Below are 23,541 nucleotides of genomic sequence, written 5' to 3' on the forward strand. Positions count from 1 at the left end.
AACGGCGCGTCACGCCTCGCCGTGAACCGCGCGCCTCGACGGGTACCACGTCTCGCCCGCGGGTTCGCCCGCCATGTTCCAGGTCCACGACACCCTTGGCGTCACGCGCGCGTAGATGCCCGGGCCGACCGCTCCCACCCGTTCGATCGGGTCGTCGGCCTCGCCGTAGACGCGGATACCGCGGGCGATGAACGGGTCGAAGGAGACCGTGTCGTCGACGAGCAGCGCGACTTTGCGTCGCCCCGCAAGGATGTTGCGGAACTTCCGGGTCGCGAGGACCGACGCGCCCACTCCGCCGACCCAGAAATACGTGCCGTCGAACTCGAACGCCAGCGGGACGACGTCCGGCTGTTCGCCGTCCTCCGACAGGGTCGCGAAACGGGCCAAGGGCTGCGAGCGCAGGTATGCGATCTCATCGTCTGTAAAGGTCATCGCGCCATCATCCGGGCTCGATTGAGGACCAGCATGTCGGTGACGAAGCAGACCGGCGTGCCGTCGGCCGCCCGGCCGATCCAGGTCGGATAGCTGCCGTCGCCCCAACCGGTGGTGAACGCGATGATGTTGCCGTCGGCTCCGTCCGGGGTGACGTCGATATGCGGATCCACCTCCTCGAACTTCTCCAGAAGGTCGTCGTCCATCTCCTCGGGGAGGGCGCTCGCGTCGGCGAAGCAGCCTGTGCCGCTGTCCACGCCGTAGCCGTAGAACTCCCCGTCCCCGAGGAAAAGCGCGTTCTGCCCGGGCCAGAGCGCGGTTTCCCAGGTGGCGACGGGAACGTCGGCGACGACGAGTTTGGCGGCCGCGACCCGCTCGTGGGCGGGTTCCTCGACGAACCGGATCACGGAGACCTCGACCGGGTACTCACCGGGAGGCACGGTGACCGTGAAGTGCTCCGCGTCCGCGTCCAGGAACGCCGGATCCGCCGCGACGAGCCTGCCGCTCGGCATGCGGAGTTTCCCGGCATCCCGGAGTTCGACCTCGACGAGGCCGTGGTCGCCGGTCAGCGAGAAGCGCGTGCCCGCGGTGAACATCTCGTCCATGCCGGAAGGGCGCAACGGAACGGACGGCCGCCAGGGGCGTTCATCGACGGGCATCGGCGGCTCGGTGTCGGGGGCGTCCGAGGTCCGAAGAGTCAGCGGCCCCGAATTCGCGAGAGGTTCCCAGTCACCGAAGGCGGGCTTCGGCATGGCCAGCTCCGACACCTGCTTGCTCACCTGACCACTGCTGGAACCGCCGCCATAACCCTGCGGTGCATGATGCATCCAGCCCTTGCCATCCGGGCCGAAGGACATCTCCAGATGGCCGGCGCTCTTCTTGTCGAACTCCTCCTGGTCGTCGAATCGGTAGGTCCACTGCTCGACCTTTATGAGGAACAGCGCCCCGTCCTCCAGCACCCGGAACTCGAAGAAACCCCGGCGCCTCCCCAAGTCATCGAACTGCACTGTGCGCGCGAAGCGCTGCTTCCACGCGATTTCGAGGAGCACCAGCGGCACCTCGGTGCCAGGGCGCACCAGGGCGACGGCGTACTGCTCTCCGGTGGTGTCACGCCCGCGCGCGGTGCCGGACGAGAGCCTTCCGGCCACCGCGCGGGCGGCCGGATCCCAACCTTCGCAATATACGACGTCCAGCAAGGTCCCCTCAGACATGAGGCGGAACCTAGCGGGAACCACCGACAAAACCCAGGGCTATTCGCGGATCGCGTAGTCGCCGAAGGCCGGTTCCAGCAACTCGAAAGCCCGTTGTGTCGCCTTCGTCAGCGCTTCGGCGATCTCGTCGTTGCTCTCGCCGGCGTGCGAGCGCCGGAGGACCTCGCGGAACAGGACGCGGTCGATCGCGTTGAGTTCGGCGGCCGCCATGATCGGGGTGACGTCGTCCGCGTCGGCTCCGGTCTCGCTCGCGAGCAGTTCCGCGAGCGCCGCTTCCCGCAGTTCGTGCAGTTCACGCAGCCGTGCGGTCAGGGTCGGGCTCTCCAGCACCATTTTCGCGAAGACCGGCCCGGTGAAGCCGATCACCGGCGAGTGCTCGGCGACGGCGTCCAGGAAGGTGCGCCGTAGCGCGGCCAGCGCCGACTCACCCGGCTTCCGGTCCCGGACAGCGTTCGCCAGCCCGTTCGTGAACTCCTCGTGCTGGTCGAGCGCCAGGTCCTCCTTGCGCGCGAAGTAGTTCGTGACGGTCTTCTTCGCGACTCTCGCCGCCGCGGCGATCTCGGCGATCGTCGTCTCCTCGAAGCCCTTCTCGATGAAGAGCAGCGTCGCCTGATCGGAGATCAGCTGCCGTGTCTCCTGCTTCTTGAGCTCCCGCAAACCCACATCCGTGCTGGTCATGAGCGAAGTTTACCACCATCGTAAAAATATCCTTGACTTACCGTGCGTCGGATGTAAACTTACGTCCGTACTACTGACCAGTGAGAGAAGAGGCTCCTTGACCGCTCGAATCCCCCAAGGCAACGAAGGCACCAACCGCGCCCAGGTCCGCCGGAACGACCGCCACCACCAGCAGCCGTTCCCGGGCCGCTCGATGCCGGTGCGCCGCTCGATCGGCGTTCCGCGCCGCCGGTCGTACTGACCGGCCTGCTCCTCCGAAACCCACCGCCGATCCGAAGGGGATAGCCCATGAACGTCCTTGCCTCCACCGTCTCGCTGACCGTCGACGACGTCGCCGCTTCCAGCCGTTTCTTCACTGAGCACTTCGGCTTCACCGAGCAGATGGCCGCGGAGGGCTTCGTCTCCCTCGGGCACGAGACCGCGAAGGTGGCCATCGTCCTGCTTCAGGCGGGGATCGAGGTCCTGCCGGAGAACCTGCGGCAGCAGCGCGCCTCCGGGGTGATCGTGGCCTTCACGGTCGAGAACCTCGAAGCCGAGGAGAAGCGCCTGCGCGAAGAAGGTGTCGAGATCACGTTGCCGCTGCGGGAAGAGCCGTGGGGAGAGCGCCTCCTCATGGTCACCGACCCGAACGGCGTGCCCGTGGAACTCGTGGAATGGGTACAGCAGTAAGGAAATCTCAAGGCGGGGCTTGGTCCACAGTGGACCAAGCCCCGCTTTTCGCCGCTACTTCATTGTGGCGAGCTGGATCAGGTTGCCGCAGGTGTCGTCGAAGACGGCGGTGACCACGGGCCCCAGGTCGACGGCGTCCTGCGTGAACTCGACGCCCAGCCCTTTGAGGCGGTCGACCTCGGCGTGCACGTCGTCGACGGCGAACTGGGTGAACGGGATGCCGTCGTCGGCCAACGCCTTCTTGAACGGCTTGGCCGCGGGGTGGCCGTCCGGTTCCAGCAGCAGTTCGACACCGTCGGGGTTGGCGGGGGAGACCACGGTGAGCCAGCGGGCGTCGCCGGTGGGTACGTCGTGTTTCTTGATGAACCCCAGCTTTTCGGTGTAGAACTCCAGCGCCTTGGCCTGGTCGTCGACGAAGACGCTGGTGATGTTGATCCGGATCACGGGTTCGGTTCCTCTCGGTCGGTGGGCCACCGCTCGACGATCGACCGCAACGGGCTCGTGTCGATGTGGTGGAACTTGTAGCGGCCCTGCCGCCGGGTGTGCACCAGGCCCGCCTGTTCGAGCATCGCGAGATGCTGCGAGATGGCCTGCCGTGACGAGGCCAGGCCATGTTTCATGGTCAGCCTGCCGCAGATCTCGAACAGGGTCTGACCGTCCTTTTCGGTCAGCTCGTCCAGGATGGTGCGTCGCGTCGCGTCGCCGATCGCCTTGAACAGGTCGCCGTCCACGACTCAGTTATAGGCAAGTCGTCACTTGCCTGTCAACTCGGGGCTCAGGAACCGAGATACCGCAGGATCGCGAGGACACGGCGGCTGTACCCGGCGGTGCTGGCCAGACCGAGCTTGTCGAAAATGGCGTTCACGTGCTTCTCGACGGCGCTCAGCGACACGAACAGCGACTCGGCGATCCCGGTGTTCGTATGGCCCTGGGCCATCTTCTCCAGCACTTCACGCTCGCGGACGGTCAATTTCGCGAGCGGATCGGTATGCGTGGTCCGGGCGAGCAGCCGCCGGACGACCTCCGGATCGAACGCCGCCCCGCCCGCGGCGACACGGTCGAGCGCGTCCAGGAATTCGCCCACTTGGGCGACCCGGTCCTTCAGGAGGTAGCCGACGCGCTCACCGTCACCGGTGATCAACTCGGCGGCGTAGCGCTTCTCGACGTACTGCGAGAGCACCAGCACCCCGATCTCCGGCCAGCGGTTCCGGATCTCGAGCGCCGCGCGAAGACCTTCGTCGGTGTGGGTCGGCGGCATGCGGACGTCGGTGACGATCACGTCCGGCCGATAGGCGGCCGTCGTCGAGAGCAGCGCGTCGCCGTCGCCGACCGAGGCCACGACCTCGTGCCCTTCTTCGACCAGCAGCCGGACCAGCCCCTCACGCAGCAGGGTCGAATCCTCGGCGAGGATCACTCGCACGGCAGCACCGCCGTCACCACGGTCGGTCCGCCAGGCGGACTGTCCACAGTGAACAGACCGTCCGCGGCCGCGACGCGCATCGCGAGGCCGGAAAGACCGCCGCCGGACTCCCGCGCCCCGCCCGTGCCGTCATCGGTGATCCGCACCCGCACCCTGTCCCCGTCCCGCTCGGCCTCGATGTCGATCCGCGTCGCCGCGGCGTGCTTGATCGTATTGGTGACCGCTTCGGACGCGACGAAGTAGACGACGGTCTCGATGGCCGCCGGTGGCCGTTCCGGCAGGTCGACCCGCAGCCGGACCGGTACCCCCGAGCGTTCCGCGAGTGCTTCCAGCGCGGGGTGCAGCCCGTCCGCGTCCAGCGCGATCGGATACACCCGCCACGAGACCTCGCGGAGGTCTTCGAGGGCGCGCTGGGATTCCTCGTGCGCCTGCCGGAGCAGCTCCGACGCGTGGTCCGGATCACCGGCGCGCCGCGCCCGGCCGAGCAGCATCCCGAGCGCGACGAGCCGCTGCTGGACGCCGTCGTGCAGGTCCCGTTCGATGCGGCGGCGTTCACCGTTGACCGCCTCGACCACCTCGGCCCGGCTGATCGCGAGTTCGGAGACCCGGCGGCGCAACTGTTCCTTCTTGCTGGGGCCGAAAAAGCTCATCGCCAGCTTTTGGTCCAGCGTCGCGGCTCCGATGAGCCCTTGCAGGGAAAGAAAAACGAGCAGTGCACCGAAGAGCGCGGTGGTGACCGGGTCGTACCAGTCGGCCGGGGCGTCACCGCCGGGCGACCTGCCGTCCAGTAGCTGATATCCGATGATCACGCCCGATCCGGCGCCCATCAGGATCAGGCCGAAGACCCCGGCGGTGAGCAACCCGATGACGCAACGCGGGACCAGGTAGGCCATCGCGCGGCGTTCGGTGTAATCCGACGCGTTCTCCAGGCCGAAGTACCTCTCCAGCCGTTGCCGCTCCATTTCGGACAGTGCGCGGGCGCCCGAGAAGACCGGCTGCCGCAACGCGGGGATCGCGAGCGCGACGCCGCCGAAGAGCACGTAGAAGAACTCCGCGACCGCTGTCGTGGCGCCGATCGCCAGGCCCAGCGTGCCGCGGAGCATCTTGCGCAGGTAGCGGCGCATCGCTGCCGGGACGGGCATAACGCCAGGCTAGCGGGGTACCCGAAGAACGGTATTGCGGTTTTCCGCAGTGATCTGTGCCGCTTCACCGCAGGGTGCGGAACCCGGGCGATTCGTACGTTCGTTGATATCCGCAGACGACCACGAAAGGCCGCCATGAACCTCCTGCTCGCCCAATCCGCCAGTGAACCGATGGGAGGACTCGCCGGCTGGGCGGTGTCGTTGATGGACGCGCTGGGCGGTCCGGGCGCCGCGATCATCGTCGGCCTGGACAACCTGTTCCCGCCGATCCCCAGCGAACTGGTGCTCCCGCTCGCCGGGTTCTCCGCCAGCCAGGGCACGTTCACCCTGGTGGAAGCGCTGGTGTGGACGACCTTCGGTTCGGTCGCGGGCGCGGTCATCGTGTACTACCTCGGCCTCGTGCTCGGCCGAGATCGCACCCGCCGGTGGATGGCGAAGATCCCGCTGGTCAAGGCGTCCGACTTCGACAAGACCGAGGCCTGGTTCCAGAAACACGGCACCAAGGCGGTGTTCTTCGGCAGGATGGTGCCGATCTTCCGCAGCCTCATCTCGCTGCCCGCCGGGATCGAGCGCATGCCGTTCTGGCGGTTCCTTGCCCTGACCACGCTGGGCAGCCTGATCTGGAACACGGTGTTCGTGCTGGCGGGCTACGGCCTCGGGGAAAGCTGGCATCTGGTCGAGGAGTACGCCGGGTTCTTCCAGTACTTCGTGATCGCCGCCGTCGCGGTCGCGCTGACCCTCTTCGTGGTGAACCGGCTGCGCGAGAAGAACCGCACCAATGTCTGAGCCGGTGCGGGGCGCCGGCCAGGGCGCCCCGCACTCGGTGGAGTCAGGAACGGAAGGGGCCGGTCACCTCGTAGGTGATCCCGCCGGAGGACGAACCGGAGGTGCCGCGTTGCGACGAGAAGTACAGCCGGTTCCCCGCCGGGGTGAACGCGGGGCCGCAGATCTCCGACGAGCTCTGGCCGTTGATCCGCAGGAACGGCGCCACGATGTCGTTCGGCGTGATGATGCAGATCTCCATGTTGCCGCCGTCTTCGGCGACGTACAGGTCACCCGAAGAGGTCCCGGTGACGTTGTCGACGCCGGTCAGCGGTGCCGAGCCTGGGCTGACCAGCGAGTCGTCGTAGGCCAGCTCGTAGGTGTTGTTCGTCAGGTTGAGCTGCCAGACGCGGTTGTCGCCCTTGGTGGTGAACCACGCGGTGTCGTTGGCGTAGTGCAGCCCTTCGCCGCCGCTGAACCGTTTCGCACCGGACACCTGGTTGCGGGTGGCCGTGGGGGAGCCGTCGGGGTCGGGCACGTTCGCCCAGGTGAAGCTGCCCGATGTCGCCGTGCCCGCCTTCAGCACCTGGAGCGTTCCGGCGGAGAGGTTGCCCCAGGTCGTCGGGACGAAACGATAGAAGCAGCCGTCCGACGTGTCCTCGGTCAGGTAGACGACCTTGCGCACCGGGTCGGCCGCCGCGGCCTCGTGCTTGAACTTCCCCATCGCGGGCCGCTGGACGGCGGCCGTGGCCGGGCCGTTCGGCTGGCACTCGTAGACGAACCCGAGGTCGATCTCCTCGCAGGAAAGCCAGGTGTTCCAAGGAGTCTTGCCACCCGCGCAGTTCTGGCGCGTGTTCGCCAGGATGCGATGGGCGCCGGTGATGTTCCCGCTCGCGTCGAATTTGACCGCGCTCGCGCCGCCGCCCGGGGTGATCTCCGAATTCGACACGTAGATCCAGCCGCTGCCGTCGGCGAACACCGCGCCGCCGTCCGGGGCGCTGTGCCAGGTGTACCCGGTGCTCGCGACCTTCTGGCCGGACCTCGCGATGACGCGGCTGGTGAATCCCGCCGGCAGCTGGATCCCGTTCGCGTCGGCCGCCTGGAGCGCGCCGTACGGGCTGGGTCCGTTCTGGGCGGGCGCGGCGAGCGCCGCCCCCGAGAGCCTGTTTCCGAACGCCGTGACACCGGCGCCGACCACGGCCGCGCGCAGGAAATTCCGTCGCTTCACTCATGCCTCCGAGACATCCGCTGATGTGGTGGTGCGGGAAGGAGCGGGTCGGAGAGTACGGGCGGAACGGGACTTCCAGGTGAATTCGCGGCATATTCACCGCGAGAAGAGAACTTTCGTAGGGAACCCTCGCTCAGCACTATTTCCCGCGCTTTGCGGAGCCCCGGCGCGTCGGCCCCGCCACGCTGTTCGGCGACGGCCAAAGCGAGCAGTATCCGGTCGATCGGCGCGCATCCGCCATTGCGGTGGTGACGACGTCCGATCAGGTGACGCCAGTCGGCGAGATACTCGTCGATTCCCGGCTCTCCGGGCACCGCCCGGAGCAGTGCGCGCAACAGGACGATCATCTGGGTTTCGTTTCCGGGCAAGGTGTTCCGGGCCAACATGTCGGCCAAGGTGCTGCGGGACCAGCCGGTCGCGGCAGCCAGCGCGCGGATGCTGAGGCCGCTTCGGTCGCGAAGTTCACGCAGTCGCGCCATGAACTCCGATTCGGTGTTCATCGGGGTGCCCTGGCGGGCACGGGGTGGCGGAGAACGGCGCCGAACAGGGCGATGGCGATGCCCGCGGCGATCGAGGCATTGGTGCCGGCGAAGGTCAGCGCGGCGGTGAAACCGGTGAGAATGCTCAGGCAGACGATCTGACCGGCCGAAACGCACCGGCGTCTCGGTCGCAACGGGGAAAGAATTCCTTGACTCATGACCTTGCCCTCTCAAGGATCACGCACCCCGGCTGGGTGGCACGCAATACACGTTATCAAAACGTGATAGGGAGTTTAAGGTGAGTCAATGTCCGGGTTCGTCCGGATCTCGGACTGCCGAAAGCCCCGGATCCTGGGCAGGATCCGGGGCTTAGGGCTGTCGCGCTGTTACGCCGCTTGGGCGACCGGAGCCGTCGCCGAGGCCAGCGCGATGTCCAGGACATCCCGGACGTTCGCCACGGCGTGTACGTCCAGCTGCGCCAGCACTTCGGCCGGGACATCGTCCAGGTCGGGCTCGTTGCGCTGCGGGATGATCACCGTCTTCATCCCCGCCCGGTGCGCGGCCAGCAGTTTCTGCTTGACCCCGCCGATCGGCAGCACGCGCCCGGTCAGCGACACCTCACCGGTCATCGCGACGTCCGACTTCACGACCCGGCCCGAAAGCAGGGACGCCAGCGCGGTCGTCATCGTGATGCCGGCGCTCGGCCCGTCCTTGGGCACCGCGCCCGCGGGGACGTGCACGTGGATGCCGCGGTCCTTCAGGTCGCCGACCGGCAGTTCCAGCTCGGCGCCGTGCGAGCGCAGGTACGACAATGCGATCTGCACCGACTCCTTCATCACGTCACCCAGCTGACCGGTGAGCGACAGGCCGGTCGAGCCCGACTCCGGATCCGCCAGCGACGCCTCGATGTAGAGGACGTCACCGCCGGCGCCGGTCACCGCCAGCCCGGTCGCCACGCCCGGCGTCGACGTGCGCTGCGTCGAGGCGGGCAGCGAGGACTCCGGCAGGTGCCGCGGGCGGCCGAGGTAGGTCTCGAGCCCGTCGGCGTCGATCGTCAACGGCAGCTCGACCTCGTCGAGGGCGACCTTGGTCGCCACCTTCCGCAGCACCTTCGCGATGGTCCGGTTCGCGTTGCGCACCCCGGCTTCCCGCGTGTACTCGGCGGCGATCCGGCTGAACGCGCCGTCGGTCAGCGTGACGTCGTCCTTGTCGAGGCCGGCGCGCTCCAGTTCGCGGGGGAGCAGGTGGTCGCGGGCGATGGTGACCTTCTCGTGCTCGGTGTAACCGTCGAGGGTGACCAGCTCCATCCGGTCCAGCAGCGGGCCGGGGATGGTTTCGAGCGCGTTCGCCGTCGCGAGGAACACGACGTCGGACAGATCCAGCTCGACCTCGAGGTAGTGGTCGCGGAAGGTGTGGTTCTGCTCCGGGTCCAGTACTTCCAGCAGCGCGGCCGTGGGGTCGCCGCGATAGTCGGCGCCGACCTTGTCGATCTCGTCGAGCAGCACGACCGGGTTCATCGAGCCCGCTTCTTTGATGGCGCGGACGATCCGGCCGGGCAGCGCGCCGACGTAGGTGCGGCGGTGACCGCGGATCTCGGCCTCGTCGCGGATGCCGCCGAGCGCGACGCGGACGAACTTGCGGCCCATCGCCTTCGCCACGGACTCGCCGAGGGACGTCTTGCCGACCCCGGGAGGGCCGGCGAGCGCCAGCACGGCGCCCGAACGCCGTCCGCCGACCGGACCGAGCCCCGACTCCGCACGTCGCTTGCGCACGGCCAGGTACTCGATGATGCGTTCCTTCACGTCGTCGAGACCGGCGTGGTCGGCGTCGAGGATGTCGCGCGCCGCGGCGATGTCGTGGACGTCGGTGGTGCGTTCGTTCCACGGCAGTTCGAGGACGGTGTCCAGCCACGTGCGGATCCAGCCGCCCTCGGGGGACTGGTCGGAGGTCCGCTCCAGTTTGTCCACTTCGGACAGTGCGGCCTTCTTGACCGCGTCCGGCAGTTCGGCGCCCTCGACGCGGGCGCGGTAGTCGTCGTCGTTGGCGGTGCCGTCGAGTTCGCCCAGTTCCTTGCGGATGGCTTCGAGCTGGCGGCGCAGCAGGAACTCCTTCTGCTGCTTCTCCATGCCCTCCTGGACGTCCTTGCGGATGGTGTCGGTCACCTCGAGCTCGGCCAGCTGCTCGCGGCTCCATTCGAGCGCCTTCCGCAGCCGTGTCGAGACGTCGAGTGTGGTCAGCAGTTCGAGCTTCTGCTCGGTCTTGAGGTAGGACGAGTTGCCTGCCAGGTCGGCGAGCGCGGACGGCTCCTCAACCTCCTGGACGGCGTCGATCATCTGCCAGCCGCCGCGCTGCTGGAGGATCGCGATGACGACGGACTTGTACTCGGACGCGAGCTTCGCGGAGTCGTCGTCGGTGGTCTCCGTGGCGACCTCGGCGTGCACCCAGCGGGCCGCGCCGGGCCCGTCGGCGATGTGGCCGACGACGGCGCGGCGGGTGCCGCGCAGCAACACCGCGGTCTTGCCGCCGGGCACGCGCCCGATGCGCTCGACGGTCGCGATGGTGCCGAGTTCGGCGTACTCGCCGTGGACGCGGGGGACGATCAGCACTTCGGCCTTCGTGGTGGCGCTGGACCGGATCCCCGGGAAGGAAGCCTGGGCAGGCGTGGTGGCCTGGGCGGACTCCACCGCGGCGCGCGTCTCCGTGTCGGCGAGGTCGAGCGGGACGATCATGCCCGGCAGCACGACGTCGTCATCGAGCGGGAGGACGGGCAGGAGGCGGTTGTCGGTCATCTGTGCACTCCTCGGTTAGTTGAGTCTGACTAGCTCAACTCTCCGATCGACCCGTTTGTTTCCTTCCCGCGTTCGCCGTCAGCGATCACCCACCCCTCCGACCTCTGCGCGACGCGCGTGACGTTTAGCCCGCTAAACGCAGGTGCTCGCGGGGAGAGGTCGGATGTCAGGGGTGGACGGCGACCCCGCACCACGCGAAGGGCCGGGCACCTTCCTCGTCCCGCCGCAGCTCCCGCACCGGCCGCCAGTCGGGCAGGTTGACGACGCCGGGCTCCAACAGCGGCCAGTCCCCGAAGAGCGGCTCGATCTCTTCGCGGTCCCGCATCCACACCGGGTTGCTCGTCTTCCGGTACTGCTCGACCATCCAGTGGAGCCCGTCCGCGTCCTCGCCCGTCTGGCCGCCGAAGCTCATATGCGACAGCCCCAGCCAGCTGCCCGGCGCCAGCGCGTTCCGGTAAGTCGCGACCAGCGCGGGCGGATCGTCGTGCGGCCCGGCGAAATGCAGGACGGCCATCATCATCAGGCACACCGGCTGGTCGAAATCGATCAGCCGCAGCGTCTCCGGATGCCGCAGGACGTCCTTCGGCCGCCTCATGTCGGCCTGGATGATCCCGGCCCAGTCGGTCGCCTCATGCCGTTCGAGGATCAGTTCCGCGTGCGCCACCGCCACCGGCTCGTAGTCGACGTACACGACCTTCGCCGTATCGCCCGGCTCCAGTTCCTCTTGGACGATCTCGTGCACGTTCCCGGCTGTCGGGACACCGGAACCCAGATCGATGAACTGCCGGATCCCGGCGTTCAGCGCCGCGCGCACGACCCGGTTCATGAACTCGCGGTTGTGCCGCGCGCCCGGTTTGACCCACCGCCACTGCTTTTCCAGCGTGCGGGCGAACTCGCGGTCGACCGCCCAGTTGTGGGTCCCGCCGAGGAACCAGTCGTAGATCCTCGCCGCGGACGGCTTTTCGGTGTCGACCCCGGTCGGCGCCACCGGGGCCGAATCCTCGTCCTTCGTCACGAAACGAGCCTATCGGGATCAGGGCACCGCCGGTCGCCGCTGCCAGTACGTCCAGAGCGGCCGGTAGCCCTGCGCGTACCAGAACGGCGTCGAGCGTGGGTTGGCCAGCGCGTGGTGCAGCAGCACGGCTTCGGTGCCGCATTCGTCGAAGACCTGGTGCGCGTGCGCGGCGAGCGCCGTCCCCACCCCGCTCGAGCGCGCCGGCTCGGCCACCGCGAGCGACGACAGGTAGCCGACGCGTTCCGCCGCGACCCGGCCGCCGATCCACGCCGTCTCACCGGGGAACTGCACCCGGACCATGCCCAGCGGGCGGCCGTACAGTTCGGCGATCCACAACGTGGGATTTTCCCGGCCGAGATGTTTCGACAGATCCGTGGTGATCGTTTCCTCCGCGCCCTCGCGCAAAGTGACAGAACCGAACTGCGCGTCATAACGCTGCAATTCCAGTTCGAGTCCGACGGCGGTTTCGAGATCATCCGCTTCGGCGGGCCGGATGTGCACTCCGGGAGTGGCGGGCGGCCCGGTGACGGCGAGCCGGTCGGCCGGGCGGACCGCGATCACCAGCACCGGCGCGAAGCCGCGGTGCAGCAATTCGGCCGAACCGGGGGAGTCCCGGCTGGGCCGCACCACGGTCGCCGCCGTCTCGACATCCCCAGGTGGGGCCACGGTCTTCAGATGTTCATCCCATCGGGTGAGTAATGCGTCAAGGGCCGCTTCCGGCCGCGGTCCGGTGAGCCGCGCTTCGAGACGATGTTCGACGAGGGCCCGCCACGGAGAGTCAACAGAATCGGGACCCGCTTCAGTCCGTACCGACAATCCGGCGGCGGCCGAGTCGCCTGCCGTCGCGGAGAGTGACACGGAGCCCTCGACAGGCTCCAGTGCAGGCATTTCGGGGAGCAGGGTGTCCACGGTGGCGAGCCGCTCGGCATGCCCGGCGGCGATGGCGTGGCTATTCATAGGGCTATTCAAGCCCCTACTCACGGGTCCGTCGGGAACTTCACGAGATCGGCCGGAGTGTGGCGCCAGGTGACTTCCGGTAGTCGGAAGGAACGCGAATAACGCTCCCATTTCACCCCTTGGTCCACGCAGGTCAGCGCGACGCGCCCATTGTTAACCCTGGGGTGATCTCATACTGTCTCGAATGGGACTTGGGTACGCCCTCCGGGGTACTGTATTGCCCTCGTCCCCGAGGTCGCGGTAGGACAAGACCGGTTGGGCAGCCGGGAAGGAAGGTCGGATGCCGGACACGAACGGCAGGCCCGGGAGCGCCGCACAGGCGGCAACGGGCAAGGGAGGCGCCGTTACGGAGGCTCGTACCGACGAGCGACGATTCCGCGTCTACACCTTCGCGGTACTCACCATGGGCATCGCCGCCGCGGCCGCGGTCAGCCTCTGGCTGGACTTCGAGGCTTCGGACGACCTGCTGTGGATCGGGCCGATCCTCGCGCTCGCGTTCCTGCTGGCCGAACAGCTCGGCATCAACGTCGACGTCCGCAGCGGTATCTCGTGGACGATCTCGTTCACCGAGATCCCACTGGTCATCGGATTCTTCGTCGCTCCCTTCGAAGTCGTGCTCGCCGCGCATCTCGCGGCGGGCATCGGGACCCTGCTGGCCCGCAAGGTCGCGGGCCGCGTCCTCTACAACGCCGGCGCCTTCCTGCTGGAGATCACCGGCGCGTTCGCCGTGGCAGGACTGGTGAAACAGGCCTCCGGCGCCCACGACATGACCTGGATCGCCGCGCTGGCGGGCACTTTGACCGCGCCGCTGGTCAGCACGCTGCTCGCGCTCGCCGCCGTCCGCGTGCTGCGCCGCCGCATGCGGGTCAGCACCGCGATCCGGCTGACGGGCCGCATCCTCGTCGTCGGCTTCGTCAACGCTTCGGTCGGTCTTTCCGGATATTTGGTCATTTCCGGGACGCCGAAGGCCTGGCCGCTCGTGCTGGCGGTCTTCCTCGGGCTCACCGCTTTGTACTGGGCGTATTCCGACCTGCTCCGCGAGCAGCGCGACATGGAAGCGCTGTCCGACGTGAGCCTGATGGTCGCGCGATCCGGTCAACAGGCCGCCGCGCGGCCCGCCGGGCGAGCCGACGAACTCGTCGGCGGGGTCGACGTCCGCGAATGGGCGACCATCGCCGAACGCATCAAGGACCAGCTCGCCGCCGGCCGCGTCGTGCTCAGGCTTCGGCTGGAACCGAAGGACACCATGCGGATGGTCGTCGCGGGCGACGAACTGCCGCCCGTCGACCCGGCCGCCGACGACCCACTGTTGCGCCTGCCCGGCGCACACGTCCGGCACTTCCGGATCACCGAAGCCAATCCCGACGTCCGCTCCGCGTTGCTCGACCGCGGCGCGCAGGAGGCGCTCGTCGTCCCGTTGCGCAGCGCGAACCAGCTCCTCGGCGTCGTCGAAGCGCACGACAGGCTGTCCCGCTGGCGCGGGTTCGGCAAGTACGACGTCCAGCTGCTCGGCACGATGGCCAGCCACCTCGCGACGTCGCTGGACAACCGGCGCCTCCTCGCGACCCTGCGCCACGACGCCTACCACGACCCGCTGACCGGCCTGCTCAACCGGCCGGGCTTCCGCCAGGTCGCCAAGGAACCGTTGCGGGAACAGGTCGACGCGGTCGTGCTCCGGATCGACCTCGACGTCTTCTCCACCGTGAGCGACGCGCTCGGCTACGTGTGGGCCGACCGGATGGTCATCGCCGCGGGCCGCCGGATCCGCGACGCGCTCGGCCCCGACGTCCCGCTCGCCAGGCTCGAAGGCGCGTCCTTCGCGGCGCTCCTCGTCGGCTGCGCGCCGGAGCGCGCCCAGGCCGCCGCGGAACTGCTGCGCGCGGAACTCGTCGCCCCGTACCCGGTGGACCGGCTCTCCGTCGAAGCCAACGCGATGATCGGCTACGCGACTTCGTCGGCGGAAGACGACGACCAGGTCGACGTCGACGGGCTCCTGCAGCGCGCCGACGTCGCCGTCCGCGCCACCAAGGGCGGCGAAGAGGTCCGCGGCTACATGGCCAGCATGGGCCAGATCTTCATGCGCCGGTTCCAGATGGTCACGCAGTTCCGGCAGTCGCTGGAAGAAGGCCAGCTGAGCGTCCACTACCAGCCGAAGATCACCTTGCCGAACCGGCAGATCCAGGGCGTCGAGGCGCTCGTGCGCTGGGTGCATCCGGAGTTCGGCAGGCTCGGGCCCGACGAGTTCGTCCCGGCGATCGAAGCCGCCGGCCTCATCGGCGTCCTGACTTCGTTCGTGCTCGAAGAGTCGTTGAAGCGGGTGCGCAAGTGGCTCGACGAGGGCCTGCGCATCTCCGCCGCGGTGAACCTGTCGGTGCGGAACCTGGCCGACGAGGACTTCCCGACGAAGGTCGCGCGCGAACTCGACCGCTTCGGCATCCCGCCCGAGCTGCTCACCTTCGAGCTGACCGAGTCCGGTGTGATGTCCGACCCGCAGAAGGCGCTGCCGATCCTGCGGGAGCTGCACTCGCTGGGCATCGTGCTCGCCGTCGACGACTTCGGCACCGGTTACTCGTCGCTGGCGTACCTGCGGCAGCTCCCGGTCGACCAGGTCAAGATCGACAAGAGCTTCGTGCTCGGCATGGGCACCGACCTCGGCGACCTCGCCGTCGTGCGCTCCATCGTCGAGCTGGGCCACTCGCTCGGCCTAACGGTCGTGGCGGAGGGCGTCGAGGAGGACGTCGCGCGGGATCAGCTGGAGGCGATGGGGTGTGACGTGGCGCAGGGCTACCTCATCTCCCGGCCGCTGCCGGAGGACCGCCTGGAGGCGTGGCTGCAGGCCCGTACGGCACGCTCGCCGGGTCGACACTCCGAGACCGTCCTGACCCTGCTGACCTGAGGTTTCGCGATAACCGGGCCCCCGGTCAAGGCCCCTTAACCGGCCTGCTAGTCTTTCCAAGTCCTCGCGAGAGGGCAAGGCCCCTTTAGCTCAGTCGGTAGAGCGTTTCCATGGTAAGGAAAAGGTCTACGGTTCGATTCCGTAAAGGGGCTCGCAACCTCAACCGCGTCACGCAAGCGTGTCGCGGTTAGGGTTATGTAAGGGCGGTGTAGCTCAGCTGGCAGAGCAAGCGGCTCATAATCGCTGTGTCGCCGGTTCAAGTCCGGCCACCGCTACGCGGTAATCCTGGGTATCCCAGGCCTAGTAGAGAAGGAAATGCTGTGGCTGCCACTGACGTGCGACCGAAGATCACGCTCGCGTGTGAGGAGTGCAAGCACCGCAACTACATCACCAAGAAGAACCGGCGCAACAACCCGGATCGCCTGGAGATGAAGAAGTTCTGCCCGAACTGCGGTACGCACCGGACTCACAAAGAGACCCGCTGAGCGTCTGGCGGTTCTACCTGTCTCACCCGAAGCCGTCCTGGTCACCAGGGCGGCTTCGGGTATTTTTCGGGTTCGGTAGCCTGCTCGGGTGGCCTTGGACCAGTCGTTCACCGGGCGGGTGTACCCGCCGACCAGTACCTATGAAGTGAGTCGCGAGAAGATCCGGGAGTTCGCCGACGCGCTCGGCGACGCGAACCCGCTCTTCCGCGACACCGAAGCGGCGAAGGCGGCCGGCTACCCCGACGTCATCGCCCCGCCGACGTTCCTGACGATCATCAACCTCGCCTCGATCAACGCGATCGTCTCGGACCCCGAGCTGGGTCTGGACTATTCGCGGATGGTCCACGGCGACCAGCGGTTCACCTACACGCGGCCGGTGCACGCGGGTGACGTCCTGTCGCTCACCACGCACATCGACAACATCATGACCCGCGCCGGGAACGACTTCATCAACCTGCGCGCCGAGATCTCCGGCGCCGACGGCGGCCCGATCGCCACCACGAACGCCCAGCTCGTGGTCCGAGGGGAGGACGCGTGAGCACGTTCACGGCCGGGGAAGAACTGACGCCGCTGACCATCGACGTCACCCGCGACCAGCTGGTGCGCTACGCCGGCGCGTCGCAGGACTTCAACCCCATTCACTGGAACGAGGCCTTCGCCAAGGAAGTCGGCCTTCCCGACGTCATCGCGCACGGGATGCTGACCATGGCGCTCGGGGCGCGCCTCGTCACCGACTGGCTGGGCGACCCCGGCCGCCTCGTCGACTACTTCGCGCGCTTCACGCGCCCCGTGGTCGTGCCGAACGACGGCGTGGCGACAATCGAGTTCACCGGGAAGGTCGCCGTGGTCAACGACGACGGCACCGCCCGCGTCGACATCACCGCCAAGTTCGAGGGCAAGGCCGTCCTGGGCAAGGCGCAGGCGGTCGTCCGCGTCTGACGGGTTGTGAAAGCCACTTTCGCAACGTTCAACGTTGCGAAAGTGGCTTTCACAACGTCCTCGCTGCCCTACGCGACCTTCAGCAGCTTCTCGATGACCTCCGCCATCCCTTCCGCGCCCCGCGCGTTCGGGTGCAGCGCCGCCGCGGGCACGGAAGGAGCGGGGCCTTCGACCCAGCGCCGGTTCGCGGCGCTGCACATGTCCCGCCCCTTGCTCGCTGTCGACATGTCGGCGAAGCCCGCTTCGTGCTCCTTCGCCTTCTCCTGCAACGCCTCGTTCAGTCGCTTCAGTGAGTCGCGGAAGTAGGCCACGTCCCCCGCGCCGACCGGCAGTACCGGCCAGCAACCGGCGTCGTCGTCCGGCAGCACTGTCGGGTACCCCACGACCACGATGCGCGCCGAAGGGGCCTTCGCGCGGATCTGGTCCAGAATCCCGCCGAAACGCCCCGCCGCGGCGGCGATCCGCTCGGCCAACTGGTCGCGCCCGCCCGCGGTCAGCTGGGTCTTGCAGGGCGAAGCGGTCTGCACCTGCGTCGCGCACTGGCTCGCGAAGCCGACGAAGCCCACGTCGTTGCCGCCGATCCCGACGGTCACCAGGGTCGTGTCGCCGTCGATGACGTCGAGCTGCGGAGCGTTCGTGCCGTCCCGGGTCTTCTGCTCGCCGGTGAGGTGTTCGGTCGTGGCGCCGCTACAGCTGGCGTCGACGAACTCGGCCGGGCGCAGCTTCGCGGCGAGCAGGCTCGGGTAGTTGTTGTCCGAGCGGTCGCAGCCCGGCGGCGCGCCCACGGGCCGTCCGGTGCCCGGCGAAGCCGTGTAGGAATCCCCCAGCGCGATGTACCGGCCTGAGCCATCCGAAGTGGTGACGCCCGCAGGCGTCACCGACGTCCCACGCTCCCACAGGTGGTAGGCGATCCCCAGGACGGACAGCACGATCACCAGGAAGAGGCAGCCTCCGCCCGTTCTTCGCTGCGTCACCCGTTCGTTGTACGCGACCTGGGTCACCTTTGTCATCGGTCCGCTCGTCGGTGAACGACGCGTGAACGGGTGATCTCCGGTTGCCTGAGACGTGGATCACGTTCAGGGTGATGCCCGTACCTGCCCCGAGGAAAGGCGAAAACCGTGAGCCTCCCGTCCGCCCTCGAAGGCCTGACGAAGAAGCATGACGAACTCCTCGCCGAGCTCAAGATCAAGACCATCCGGGACCTCGGCAACTGGAAGTACGCGGCGAAGGCCCACGCGCTCGTCCAGCTCGCCGACGGCGCGTCCTGACCTGCTGAAGGCCCTTCCCGGCGAACGGGGAGGGCCCTCAGTCGCGGGGGACGAGGTCGCGCAGTCCGGCGGCGAGATCGAGGGCGTGGCCGACGTCCCGCGCGAGATAGTGCGGGTCGACGAAGGCTTCGGCGATCCCGGTCTCGGCAGCCGCCTCGAGCTGCGCGGCGACGTCTTGGAGATCGGTTCCGGGCTTCGGGTTGATCCGCAGGACCCGCCGCAACGTGCCGGGATCTCGGCCCGCCTTCTCGGCCGCGCTCACCACGGTCTTCCAGAGCTTCGCCAAATACGGCGCGGGCAGCCCCGCGGGAAGCCAGCCGTTCGCGCGGCGGCCGACGCGGTCCAGCGCCACCGGCGACAGCCCGCCGAGCAGGACCGGCGGATGCGGGCTCTGCGCCGGTCGCAAGCCCACCTTCGACGCCGGGATCCGCCAGCGTTCGCCCTCGTGCTCGACCGGGTCGTCGGTCCAGAACTTCCCGAGAACGTCGAGAAGCTCCTCCAGTTGCCTGCCGCGCCCCTTCCAGGGCGTGCCCGTGGCCGTGTACTCGTCGCGGAGCCAGCCGATACCCAGGCCGACGTCCAGCCGCCCACCGCTCACCTGATCCAGTGAAGTGAGCATCCTGGCGAGCACGACGGCCGGATACACCGTGCCGGTGAGTGTGCTGGTGCCCAGCCGGACCCTGTTCGTGACGCTCGCGGCGACGGTCAGCAGGATCAGCGGATCGGCGAAGGTGACGAACTCGGGCGGGTACGGCCGTTCGGGCGTGCCGCCGGGATAGAAGTCCGACGGCGACACTGGGGCCAGCACACGATCCCCGACCCACAAGGATTCGTACCCGAGCTCCTCGGCGGCCGCGGCGAAACCGGTGACGGCGTCCATCGACGCGAGGGGACCATACTGCGGAAGAGCGATTCCCAAGCGCATCACGGTCACCGTGCTTCCGCGAGCAGCCGGCCCATCCTGGAGATCCCTTCGGCGAGATCGTTTTCGTCCAGCGCGTAGGAAATCCGGAAGTATCCTGGCGTCCCGAACGCTTCGCCGGGCACCACGGCGACCTCGGCCTCGCGCAGGATCAGATCGGCCAGCGCCACCGTGTCGGCCGGGCGTTCGCCGCGGATCTCCTTGCCCAGCAAGGCTTTCACCGACGGATAAACGTAGAAGGCGCCGAGCGGCACCGGAGTCTCGACGCCGGGGATCTCGGAAAGCAGGGAAAGCGCGGTCTTGCGCCGGGAATCGAAGGCTTCGCGCATCGCGAAAACGGCGTCGAGCGGGCCGCTCACCGCGGCCAGCGCGGCTCGTTGCGCCACGTTGGAAACGTTGCCGCACAAGTGTGACTGGTACGCCGTCGCCGCCTTGACCACGTCGTGCGGACCGAGCAGCCAGCCCACCCGCCAGCCGGTCATCGAGTACGTCTTCGCGACGCCGTTGAGGACGATCGTGCGGTCGGCGAGCTCCGGGACCAGGACGGGCAGCGAAGGCGCTTCCGCGCCGTCGTAGACCAGGTGCTCGTAGATCTCGTCGGTGATGACCCAGAGACCGTTCTCGTGCGCCCAGCGCCCGATCGCCTCGACCTGCTCACGCGGGTACACCGCGCCGGTCGGGTTCGACGGCGACACGAACAGGAGCACCTTCGTGCGCGGTGTCCTGGCGGCTTCGAGCTGCTCGACGGTGACCAGGTAACCCGTCGTCTCGTCGGCCGTGACCTGCACCGCGACACCGCCGGCGAGGGCGATCGACTCCGGGTACGTCGTCCAGTACGGCGCGGGCAGCAGCACCTCGTCATCGGGGTCGAGCAGCGTCGCGAACGCCGAGTGGACCGCCTGCTTGCCGCCGTTGGTCACCAGGACGCGGCTCGGGTCGACCTCGAACCCGGAGTCGCGGACGGTCTTCGCCGCGATCGCCTCGCGCAACTCCGGGAGCCCGCCCGCGGCCGTGTAGCCGTGATTGACCTTGTCCCGGACGGCCGCTTCGGCGGCTTCGAGCACGTTGGCCGGGGTGGGGAAGTCCGGCTGCCCGGCACCGAACCCGATCACCGGACGGCCCTGCGCCTTGAGCTCCCGGGCCTTCGCGTCGACGGCCAGCGTGGCCGAGGGCGTGATGCCGCCGATGCGGGCCGAGACGCGCGAAGCCGGCGAAGGCGAGGGTGCGGGAGCGCTCATGGCGACATCGTGGCACGATCATGGGGTCGGCCGTGGGGGAGTTTCCCCGCGGAAGGCTGCTCCGCGCCGCTTTGAGGGGCGCGGTTGCGAAGCTGTTCGGGGGTTGCCGTAGACTTCTGGTCTCGGAACGCACTACGGTCATCCCCGCCACGGCGGTGGGGACGATGGAATGCGTCCTCGGGAGCTCCGGAGCATCGGGGTTCCAAAGGGGTGTAGCTCAATTGGCAGAGCAGCGGTCTCCAAAACCGCAGGTTGCAGGTTCAAGTCCTGTCACCCCTGCGTAAGCGAACTGGTGAAGGCGGAGGAGTGGTCGTGAGCGACAGCGACGCCAGCGGTGAGAAGGCGCAGGACGGCGCCGGGCAGAAGCCCGACGAGCAGTCCCGCCCGGTGACCGCCGCTGCCCGGCGTGAGCGCCGTGCGTCCGCGCGCCCGTCCGGCAAGGCCGACGCCAAGTCGGACGACAAGACCCGCCCCGCCGGCAAGGCGAAGGCCGGGGACAAGACCGAGAAGTCCAAGGACGCCAAAGGCACGGCGACCCCGAAGCGCGACCGCAAGCCGAAGCAGGCGTCGATCTTCGCCCGGCTCATGCGCTTCATCCGTGAGGTCTGGGCCGAGCTGCGCAAGGTCATCTGGCCGAACCGCAAGCAGATGGTCACCTACACCGCGGTGGTGCTGGTCTTCGTGGTGTTCATGGTGGCGCTGGTGAGCGGCCTCGACCTGGCCTTCAAAGAGGTCGTCGGTGCCGTCTTCGGCAGCTGAGGCAGCCGGTCGCGGGGCCTGAGCGGCGCCGCACGCCTGCCCTGCGCCACGGCAACCGATCAACTGAGAGGACGGAACGTGACCTCCGACAACGGCACAGCAGCCGGTCATGAGCTGACCGAGCTTTCCGACGAGCAGGTGCACGCGGCACTCGGCGACGAGCAGTCCGAGCACCTGGACTCCGTCGAGGTGCCCGCCGCAGGCGACGAGGTCGACGAAGCCGGAGATGTCGCGTCCGACGAGACCGACGACAACGCAGCCGACGACACCGCCGCCGAAGCCGACGAGGACGTCGACCCGGTCGCGAAGATGCGCGCGGAACTCAACGCCGCTCCCGGCGAGTGGTACGTCGTGCACTCGTACGCGGGTTACGAGAACAAGGTGAAGACCAACCTCGAGACCCGGACCCAGACGCTGGACGTCGAGGACTACATCTTCCAGATCGAGGTCCCGACCGAAGAGGTTACCGAGATCAAGAACGGCCAGCGCAAGCAGGTGCAGCGCAAGGTGCTGCCCGGCTACATCCTGGTCCGCATGGACCTGAACGACGCCTCGTGGAGCGCGGTGCGCAACACGCCGGGTGTCACCGGGTTCGTCGGAGCCACGTCGCGTCCGTCGCCGCTGACCGTGGACGAGGTGCTCAAGTTCCTCGCGCCCAAGGTCGAGACGGCCGCGCCCGCCAAGTCCGGCAAGGGCGAGGCCGCCGCTTCCGAGTCGCAGCTGGGCGGCCCCGCGGTCGAGGTCGACTTCGAGATCGGCGAGTCGGTCACCGTCATGGACGGCCCGTTCGCCACGCTGCCCGCGACGATCTCCGAGGTCAACGTGGACGGACAGAAGCTGAAGGTCCTGGTGTCGATCTTCGGCCGGGAGACCCCGGTCGAGCTGTCGTTCAACCAGGTCTCCAAGATCTGACGGCCGCCAGACGGCCGGCAGTCCCCGCGTACTGGCAGGTGTGCGGGGGACTCAAGTCAGTAAGAAGGAACAAACGAAATGCCACCCAAGAAGAAGAAGCTTGCGGCGATCATCAAGCTGCAGATCAAGGCGGGTGCGGCCAACCCCGCGCCGCCGGTCGGCCCCGCGCTGGGTCAGCACGGCGTCAACATCATGGAGTTCTGCAAGGCCTACAACGCCGCGACCGAGTCGCAGCGCGGGGACGTCGTCCCGGTCGAGATCTCCGTGTACGAAGACCGTTCGTTCGATTTCAAGCTCAAGACGCCGCCGGCCGCGAAGCTGCTGCTGAAGGCCGCGGGCGTGGAGAAGGGTTCCGGCGAGCCGCACAAGACCAAGGTCGCCAAGGTCACTTGGGACCAGGTCCGCGACATCGCGAAGACCAAGGAATCCGACCTGAACGCGCACGACATCGACCAGGCCGCGAAGATCATCGCCGGCACCGCCCGCTCGATGGGCATCACGGTCGTCGACTGAGCACCACCCAGCACCACCGTGGGAGAGCCAGTGCTGGCTCCAACACCACACTGATCCGTTGAAGAGTTAAGGACAGAAGCAATGCCCAAGCACAGCAAGGCCTACCGCAAGGCTCTTGAGCTGGTGGACCGCGAGCGGCTCTACGCCCCGCTCGAGGCCGCGAAGCTGGCCAAGGAGACTTCCTCCGCGAAGATGGACGCCACCGTCGAGGTCGCCATGCGCCTCGGTGTCGACCCTCGCAAGGCCGACCAGATGGTCCGCGGCACCGTGAACCTGCCGCACGGCACCGGTAAGACCGCCCGCGTCATCGTTTTCGCCGTTGGTGACAAGGCCGCCGAGGCCGAGGCCGCCGGCGCGGACGTGGTCGGCACCGACGAACTGATCGAGCGCATCCAGGGTGGCTGGCTCGAGTTCGACGCCGCGATCGCGACGCCGGACCAGATGGCGAAGGTCGGCCGTATCGCCCGCATCCTCGGCCCGCGTGGCCTGATGCCGAACCCGAAGACCGGCACCGTGACCCCCGCGGTCGCGAAGGCCGTGGCGGACATCAAGGGCGGTAAGATCAACTTCCGCGTGGACAAGCAGGCCAACCTGCACTTCGTCATCGGCAAGGCCTCGTTCGACACCGAGAAGCTGGTGGAGAACTACGCGGCCGCGCTGGACGAGGTCCTCCGCGCCAAGCCGTCGTCGGCGAAGGGCCGTTACCTGCGCAAGGTCGTCGTCTCCACGACGATGGGCCCGGGTATCCCGGTCGACCCCGCCCGGACCCGCAACCTCCTCTCCGAGGAAGCGTGAGTCTGAGTTAGACATCACTGAGAAGGGGGCGG

Annotated in this window: 28 protein-coding genes and 3 tRNA genes; 15 read left to right on the forward strand and 16 right to left on the reverse strand. The window is 68.2% G+C overall.

Annotation, left to right across the window (positions count from 1 at the left end):
* Positions 1 to 9: 9 nt before the first annotated feature.
* Genes ACLJQ7_RS22070 through ACLJQ7_RS22080 form a run of 3 tightly spaced genes read right to left on the reverse strand, consistent with a single transcriptional unit; the run spans position 10 to position 2,321 of the window.
* Positions 10 to 432, reverse strand: a complete 423-nt coding sequence (locus tag ACLJQ7_RS22070) for a PPOX class F420-dependent oxidoreductase (RefSeq protein ID WP_410650086.1) — start codon at positions 430 to 432, stop codon at positions 10 to 12.
* Positions 429 to 1,643, reverse strand: a complete 1,215-nt coding sequence (locus ACLJQ7_RS22075; RefSeq protein ID WP_410650087.1) for a DUF4241 domain-containing protein — start codon at positions 1,641 to 1,643, stop codon at positions 429 to 431. Before ACLJQ7_RS22075 ends, ACLJQ7_RS22070 begins: the two co-directional genes overlap by 4 nt.
* 39 nt (positions 1,644 to 1,682) lie before the next feature.
* A complete protein-coding gene (locus ACLJQ7_RS22080) occupies positions 1,683 to 2,321 on the reverse strand; it encodes a TetR/AcrR family transcriptional regulator (protein ID WP_410650088.1) in 639 nt (212 codons plus the stop codon).
* A 97-nt stretch (positions 2,322 to 2,418) separates the two neighbouring features.
* On the opposite strand from ACLJQ7_RS22080, the gene ACLJQ7_RS22085 reads away from it, so the two are divergent.
* Both ACLJQ7_RS22085 and ACLJQ7_RS22090 read left to right on the forward strand, forming a co-directional pair.
* Positions 2,419 to 2,562, forward strand: a complete 144-nt coding sequence (locus tag ACLJQ7_RS22085; RefSeq protein WP_410650089.1) for a hypothetical protein — start codon at positions 2,419 to 2,421, stop codon at positions 2,560 to 2,562.
* A gap of 47 nt (positions 2,563 to 2,609) precedes the next feature.
* The gene (locus ACLJQ7_RS22090) at positions 2,610 to 2,990 is read left to right on the forward strand and encodes a VOC family protein (RefSeq protein ID WP_410650090.1); all 381 of its coding nucleotides are present in this window, start codon (positions 2,610 to 2,612) and stop codon (positions 2,988 to 2,990) included.
* 54 nt (positions 2,991 to 3,044) lie between these two features.
* On the opposite strand, the gene ACLJQ7_RS22095 is transcribed toward ACLJQ7_RS22090, so the two are convergent.
* From ACLJQ7_RS22095 to ACLJQ7_RS22110, 4 genes are read right to left on the reverse strand one after another with little or no spacing between them, the layout of a single operon-like run.
* The gene (locus ACLJQ7_RS22095; protein WP_410650091.1) at positions 3,045 to 3,434 is read right to left on the reverse strand and encodes a VOC family protein; all 390 of its coding nucleotides are present in this window, start codon (positions 3,432 to 3,434) and stop codon (positions 3,045 to 3,047) included.
* Entirely contained in the window at positions 3,431 to 3,721 is a 291-nt protein-coding gene (locus ACLJQ7_RS22100; protein WP_410650092.1) for an ArsR/SmtB family transcription factor, read from the reverse strand. Before ACLJQ7_RS22100 ends, ACLJQ7_RS22095 begins: the two co-directional genes overlap by 4 nt.
* Positions 3,722 to 3,765: 44 nt before the next feature.
* Entirely contained in the window at positions 3,766 to 4,410 is a 645-nt protein-coding gene (locus ACLJQ7_RS22105) for a response regulator (RefSeq protein ID WP_410650093.1), read from the reverse strand.
* The gene (locus tag ACLJQ7_RS22110) at positions 4,401 to 5,552 is read right to left on the reverse strand and encodes a sensor histidine kinase (protein WP_410650094.1); all 1,152 of its coding nucleotides are present in this window, start codon (positions 5,550 to 5,552) and stop codon (positions 4,401 to 4,403) included. The genes ACLJQ7_RS22105 and ACLJQ7_RS22110 overlap by 10 nt, the downstream gene beginning before the upstream one ends.
* 135 nt (positions 5,553 to 5,687) lie before the next feature.
* On the opposite strand from ACLJQ7_RS22110, the gene ACLJQ7_RS22115 reads away from it, so the two are divergent.
* Positions 5,688 to 6,338: a DedA family protein gene (locus ACLJQ7_RS22115; protein ID WP_410650095.1), complete on the forward strand. Its 651-nt coding sequence runs from the start codon at positions 5,688 to 5,690 to the stop codon at positions 6,336 to 6,338.
* A 43-nt stretch (positions 6,339 to 6,381) separates the two neighbouring features.
* On the opposite strand, the gene ACLJQ7_RS22120 is transcribed toward ACLJQ7_RS22115, so the two are convergent.
* The 6 genes from ACLJQ7_RS22120 to ACLJQ7_RS22145 form a co-directional block, all read right to left on the reverse strand.
* Positions 6,382 to 7,542, reverse strand: a complete 1,161-nt coding sequence (locus tag ACLJQ7_RS22120) for an alkaline phosphatase PhoX (RefSeq protein WP_410650096.1) — start codon at positions 7,540 to 7,542, stop codon at positions 6,382 to 6,384.
* Positions 7,539 to 8,042 (reverse strand): helix-turn-helix domain-containing protein, encoded by a 504-nt coding sequence (locus tag ACLJQ7_RS22125; protein ID WP_410650097.1) that lies wholly within the window; start codon positions 8,040 to 8,042, stop codon positions 7,539 to 7,541. Before ACLJQ7_RS22125 ends, ACLJQ7_RS22120 begins: the two co-directional genes overlap by 4 nt.
* A complete protein-coding gene (locus ACLJQ7_RS22130; RefSeq protein WP_410650098.1) occupies positions 8,039 to 8,215 on the reverse strand; it encodes a hypothetical protein in 177 nt (58 codons plus the stop codon). The genes ACLJQ7_RS22125 and ACLJQ7_RS22130 overlap by 4 nt, the downstream gene beginning before the upstream one ends.
* A gap of 192 nt (positions 8,216 to 8,407) precedes the next feature.
* Positions 8,408 to 10,810, reverse strand: coding sequence for an endopeptidase La (gene lon, locus ACLJQ7_RS22135; protein ID WP_410650099.1), 2,403 nt, complete (start codon positions 10,808 to 10,810; stop codon positions 8,408 to 8,410).
* A 166-nt stretch (positions 10,811 to 10,976) separates the two neighbouring features.
* Positions 10,977 to 11,825 carry an SAM-dependent methyltransferase gene (locus ACLJQ7_RS22140; protein WP_410650100.1) on the reverse strand — a complete coding sequence of 283 codons (849 nt, stop codon included), beginning with the start codon at positions 11,823 to 11,825 and terminating at the stop codon, positions 10,977 to 10,979.
* An 18-nt stretch (positions 11,826 to 11,843) separates the two neighbouring features.
* Positions 11,844 to 12,782 carry a GNAT family N-acetyltransferase gene (locus ACLJQ7_RS22145; RefSeq protein WP_410650101.1) on the reverse strand — a complete coding sequence of 313 codons (939 nt, stop codon included), beginning with the start codon at positions 12,780 to 12,782 and terminating at the stop codon, positions 11,844 to 11,846.
* A 280-nt stretch (positions 12,783 to 13,062) separates the two neighbouring features.
* Between ACLJQ7_RS22145 and ACLJQ7_RS22150 the strand changes: the two genes are divergently transcribed.
* From ACLJQ7_RS22150 to ACLJQ7_RS22175, 6 genes are all read left to right on the forward strand, one after another.
* Positions 13,063 to 15,678, forward strand: coding sequence for a putative bifunctional diguanylate cyclase/phosphodiesterase (locus ACLJQ7_RS22150; protein ID WP_410650102.1), 2,616 nt, complete (start codon positions 13,063 to 13,065; stop codon positions 15,676 to 15,678).
* Between the two features lie 79 nt (positions 15,679 to 15,757).
* A tRNA-Thr gene (locus ACLJQ7_RS22155) sits at positions 15,758 to 15,830 on the forward strand.
* Positions 15,831 to 15,880: 50 nt separating this feature from the next.
* Positions 15,881 to 15,953 (forward strand) — tRNA-Met (locus ACLJQ7_RS22160).
* A gap of 45 nt (positions 15,954 to 15,998) precedes the next feature.
* Positions 15,999 to 16,163 carry a 50S ribosomal protein L33 gene (gene rpmG / locus ACLJQ7_RS22165; RefSeq protein ID WP_005152047.1) on the forward strand — a complete coding sequence of 55 codons (165 nt, stop codon included), beginning with the start codon at positions 15,999 to 16,001 and terminating at the stop codon, positions 16,161 to 16,163.
* An 88-nt stretch (positions 16,164 to 16,251) separates the two neighbouring features.
* Complete coding sequence (locus ACLJQ7_RS22170; protein ID WP_410650103.1) at positions 16,252 to 16,701, forward strand: MaoC family dehydratase N-terminal domain-containing protein; 450 nt, start codon at positions 16,252 to 16,254, stop codon at positions 16,699 to 16,701.
* Positions 16,698 to 17,102, forward strand: a complete 405-nt coding sequence (locus tag ACLJQ7_RS22175) for a MaoC family dehydratase (RefSeq protein WP_410650104.1) — start codon at positions 16,698 to 16,700, stop codon at positions 17,100 to 17,102. The genes ACLJQ7_RS22170 and ACLJQ7_RS22175 overlap by 4 nt, the downstream gene beginning before the upstream one ends.
* A gap of 68 nt (positions 17,103 to 17,170) precedes the next feature.
* On the opposite strand, the gene ACLJQ7_RS22180 is transcribed toward ACLJQ7_RS22175, so the two are convergent.
* Positions 17,171 to 18,103, reverse strand: a complete 933-nt coding sequence (locus ACLJQ7_RS22180) for an SGNH/GDSL hydrolase family protein (protein ID WP_410650298.1) — start codon at positions 18,101 to 18,103, stop codon at positions 17,171 to 17,173.
* Positions 18,104 to 18,220: 117 nt separating this feature from the next.
* Between ACLJQ7_RS22180 and ACLJQ7_RS22185 the strand changes: the two genes are divergently transcribed.
* A complete protein-coding gene (locus tag ACLJQ7_RS22185) occupies positions 18,221 to 18,370 on the forward strand; it encodes a hypothetical protein (RefSeq protein WP_410650105.1) in 150 nt (49 codons plus the stop codon).
* A 37-nt stretch (positions 18,371 to 18,407) separates the two neighbouring features.
* Here the strand turns inward: ACLJQ7_RS22185 and ACLJQ7_RS22190 are convergent, their stop codons facing one another.
* A complete protein-coding gene (locus ACLJQ7_RS22190) occupies positions 18,408 to 19,304 on the reverse strand; it encodes a TIGR03619 family F420-dependent LLM class oxidoreductase (RefSeq protein ID WP_410650106.1) in 897 nt (298 codons plus the stop codon).
* Positions 19,301 to 20,530 (reverse strand): pyridoxal phosphate-dependent aminotransferase, encoded by a 1,230-nt coding sequence (locus ACLJQ7_RS22195; RefSeq protein ID WP_410650107.1) that lies wholly within the window; start codon positions 20,528 to 20,530, stop codon positions 19,301 to 19,303. Before ACLJQ7_RS22195 ends, ACLJQ7_RS22190 begins: the two co-directional genes overlap by 4 nt.
* A gap of 206 nt (positions 20,531 to 20,736) precedes the next feature.
* Between ACLJQ7_RS22195 and ACLJQ7_RS22200 the strand changes: the two genes are divergently transcribed.
* From ACLJQ7_RS22200 to rplA, 5 genes are all read left to right on the forward strand, one after another.
* Positions 20,737 to 20,809: transfer RNA gene (locus ACLJQ7_RS22200), tRNA-Trp, on the forward strand.
* A gap of 27 nt (positions 20,810 to 20,836) precedes the next feature.
* Positions 20,837 to 21,289 carry a preprotein translocase subunit SecE gene (gene secE, locus ACLJQ7_RS22205; RefSeq protein WP_007031001.1) on the forward strand — a complete coding sequence of 151 codons (453 nt, stop codon included), beginning with the start codon at positions 20,837 to 20,839 and terminating at the stop codon, positions 21,287 to 21,289.
* Between the two features lie 78 nt (positions 21,290 to 21,367).
* Complete coding sequence (gene nusG, locus ACLJQ7_RS22210; protein WP_410650108.1) at positions 21,368 to 22,201, forward strand: transcription termination/antitermination protein NusG; 834 nt, start codon at positions 21,368 to 21,370, stop codon at positions 22,199 to 22,201.
* A 78-nt stretch (positions 22,202 to 22,279) separates the two neighbouring features.
* Complete coding sequence (rplK, locus tag ACLJQ7_RS22215; RefSeq protein WP_020633284.1) at positions 22,280 to 22,714, forward strand: 50S ribosomal protein L11; 435 nt, start codon at positions 22,280 to 22,282, stop codon at positions 22,712 to 22,714.
* A gap of 81 nt (positions 22,715 to 22,795) precedes the next feature.
* Positions 22,796 to 23,509, forward strand: coding sequence for a 50S ribosomal protein L1 (gene rplA, locus ACLJQ7_RS22220; protein WP_410650109.1), 714 nt, complete (start codon positions 22,796 to 22,798; stop codon positions 23,507 to 23,509).
* Positions 23,510 to 23,541: the final 32 nt, after the last annotated feature.

It is taken from the genome of Amycolatopsis sp. cmx-4-54 (assembly GCF_046548895.1).
In the GTDB taxonomy this organism is placed as follows: domain Bacteria; phylum Actinomycetota; class Actinomycetes; order Mycobacteriales; family Pseudonocardiaceae; genus Amycolatopsis.

Bases quoted from the DNA above. Each gene is read 5' to 3' on its own strand.
- ACLJQ7_RS22070 (WP_410650086.1), bottom strand. From the start codon at position 432: ATGACCTTTACAGACGATGAGATCGCATACCTGCGCTCGCAGCCCTTG.
- ACLJQ7_RS22075 (WP_410650087.1), bottom strand. From the start codon at position 1,643: ATGTCTGAGGGGACCTTGCTGGACGTCGTATATTGCGAAGGTTGGGAT.
- ACLJQ7_RS22080 (WP_410650088.1), bottom strand. From the start codon at position 2,321: ATGACCAGCACGGATGTGGGTTTGCGGGAGCTCAAGAAGCAGGAGACA.
- ACLJQ7_RS22090 (WP_410650090.1), top strand. From the start codon at position 2,610: ATGAACGTCCTTGCCTCCACCGTCTCGCTGACCGTCGACGACGTCGCC.
- ACLJQ7_RS22110 (WP_410650094.1), bottom strand. From the start codon at position 5,552: ATGCCCGTCCCGGCAGCGATGCGCCGCTACCTGCGCAAGATGCTCCGC.
- ACLJQ7_RS22115 (WP_410650095.1), top strand. From the start codon at position 5,688: ATGAACCTCCTGCTCGCCCAATCCGCCAGTGAACCGATGGGAGGACTC.
- ACLJQ7_RS22125 (WP_410650097.1), bottom strand. From the start codon at position 8,042: ATGAACACCGAATCGGAGTTCATGGCGCGACTGCGTGAACTTCGCGAC.
- lon (WP_410650099.1), bottom strand. From the start codon at position 10,810: ATGACCGACAACCGCCTCCTGCCCGTCCTCCCGCTCGATGACGACGTC.
- ACLJQ7_RS22145 (WP_410650101.1), bottom strand. From the start codon at position 12,782: ATGAATAGCCACGCCATCGCCGCCGGGCATGCCGAGCGGCTCGCCACC.
- ACLJQ7_RS22150 (WP_410650102.1), top strand. From the start codon at position 13,063: ATGCCGGACACGAACGGCAGGCCCGGGAGCGCCGCACAGGCGGCAACG.
- ACLJQ7_RS22195 (WP_410650107.1), bottom strand. From the start codon at position 20,530: ATGAGCGCTCCCGCACCCTCGCCTTCGCCGGCTTCGCGCGTCTCGGCC.
- rplK (WP_020633284.1), top strand. From the start codon at position 22,280: ATGCCACCCAAGAAGAAGAAGCTTGCGGCGATCATCAAGCTGCAGATC.
- rplA (WP_410650109.1), top strand. From the start codon at position 22,796: ATGCCCAAGCACAGCAAGGCCTACCGCAAGGCTCTTGAGCTGGTGGAC.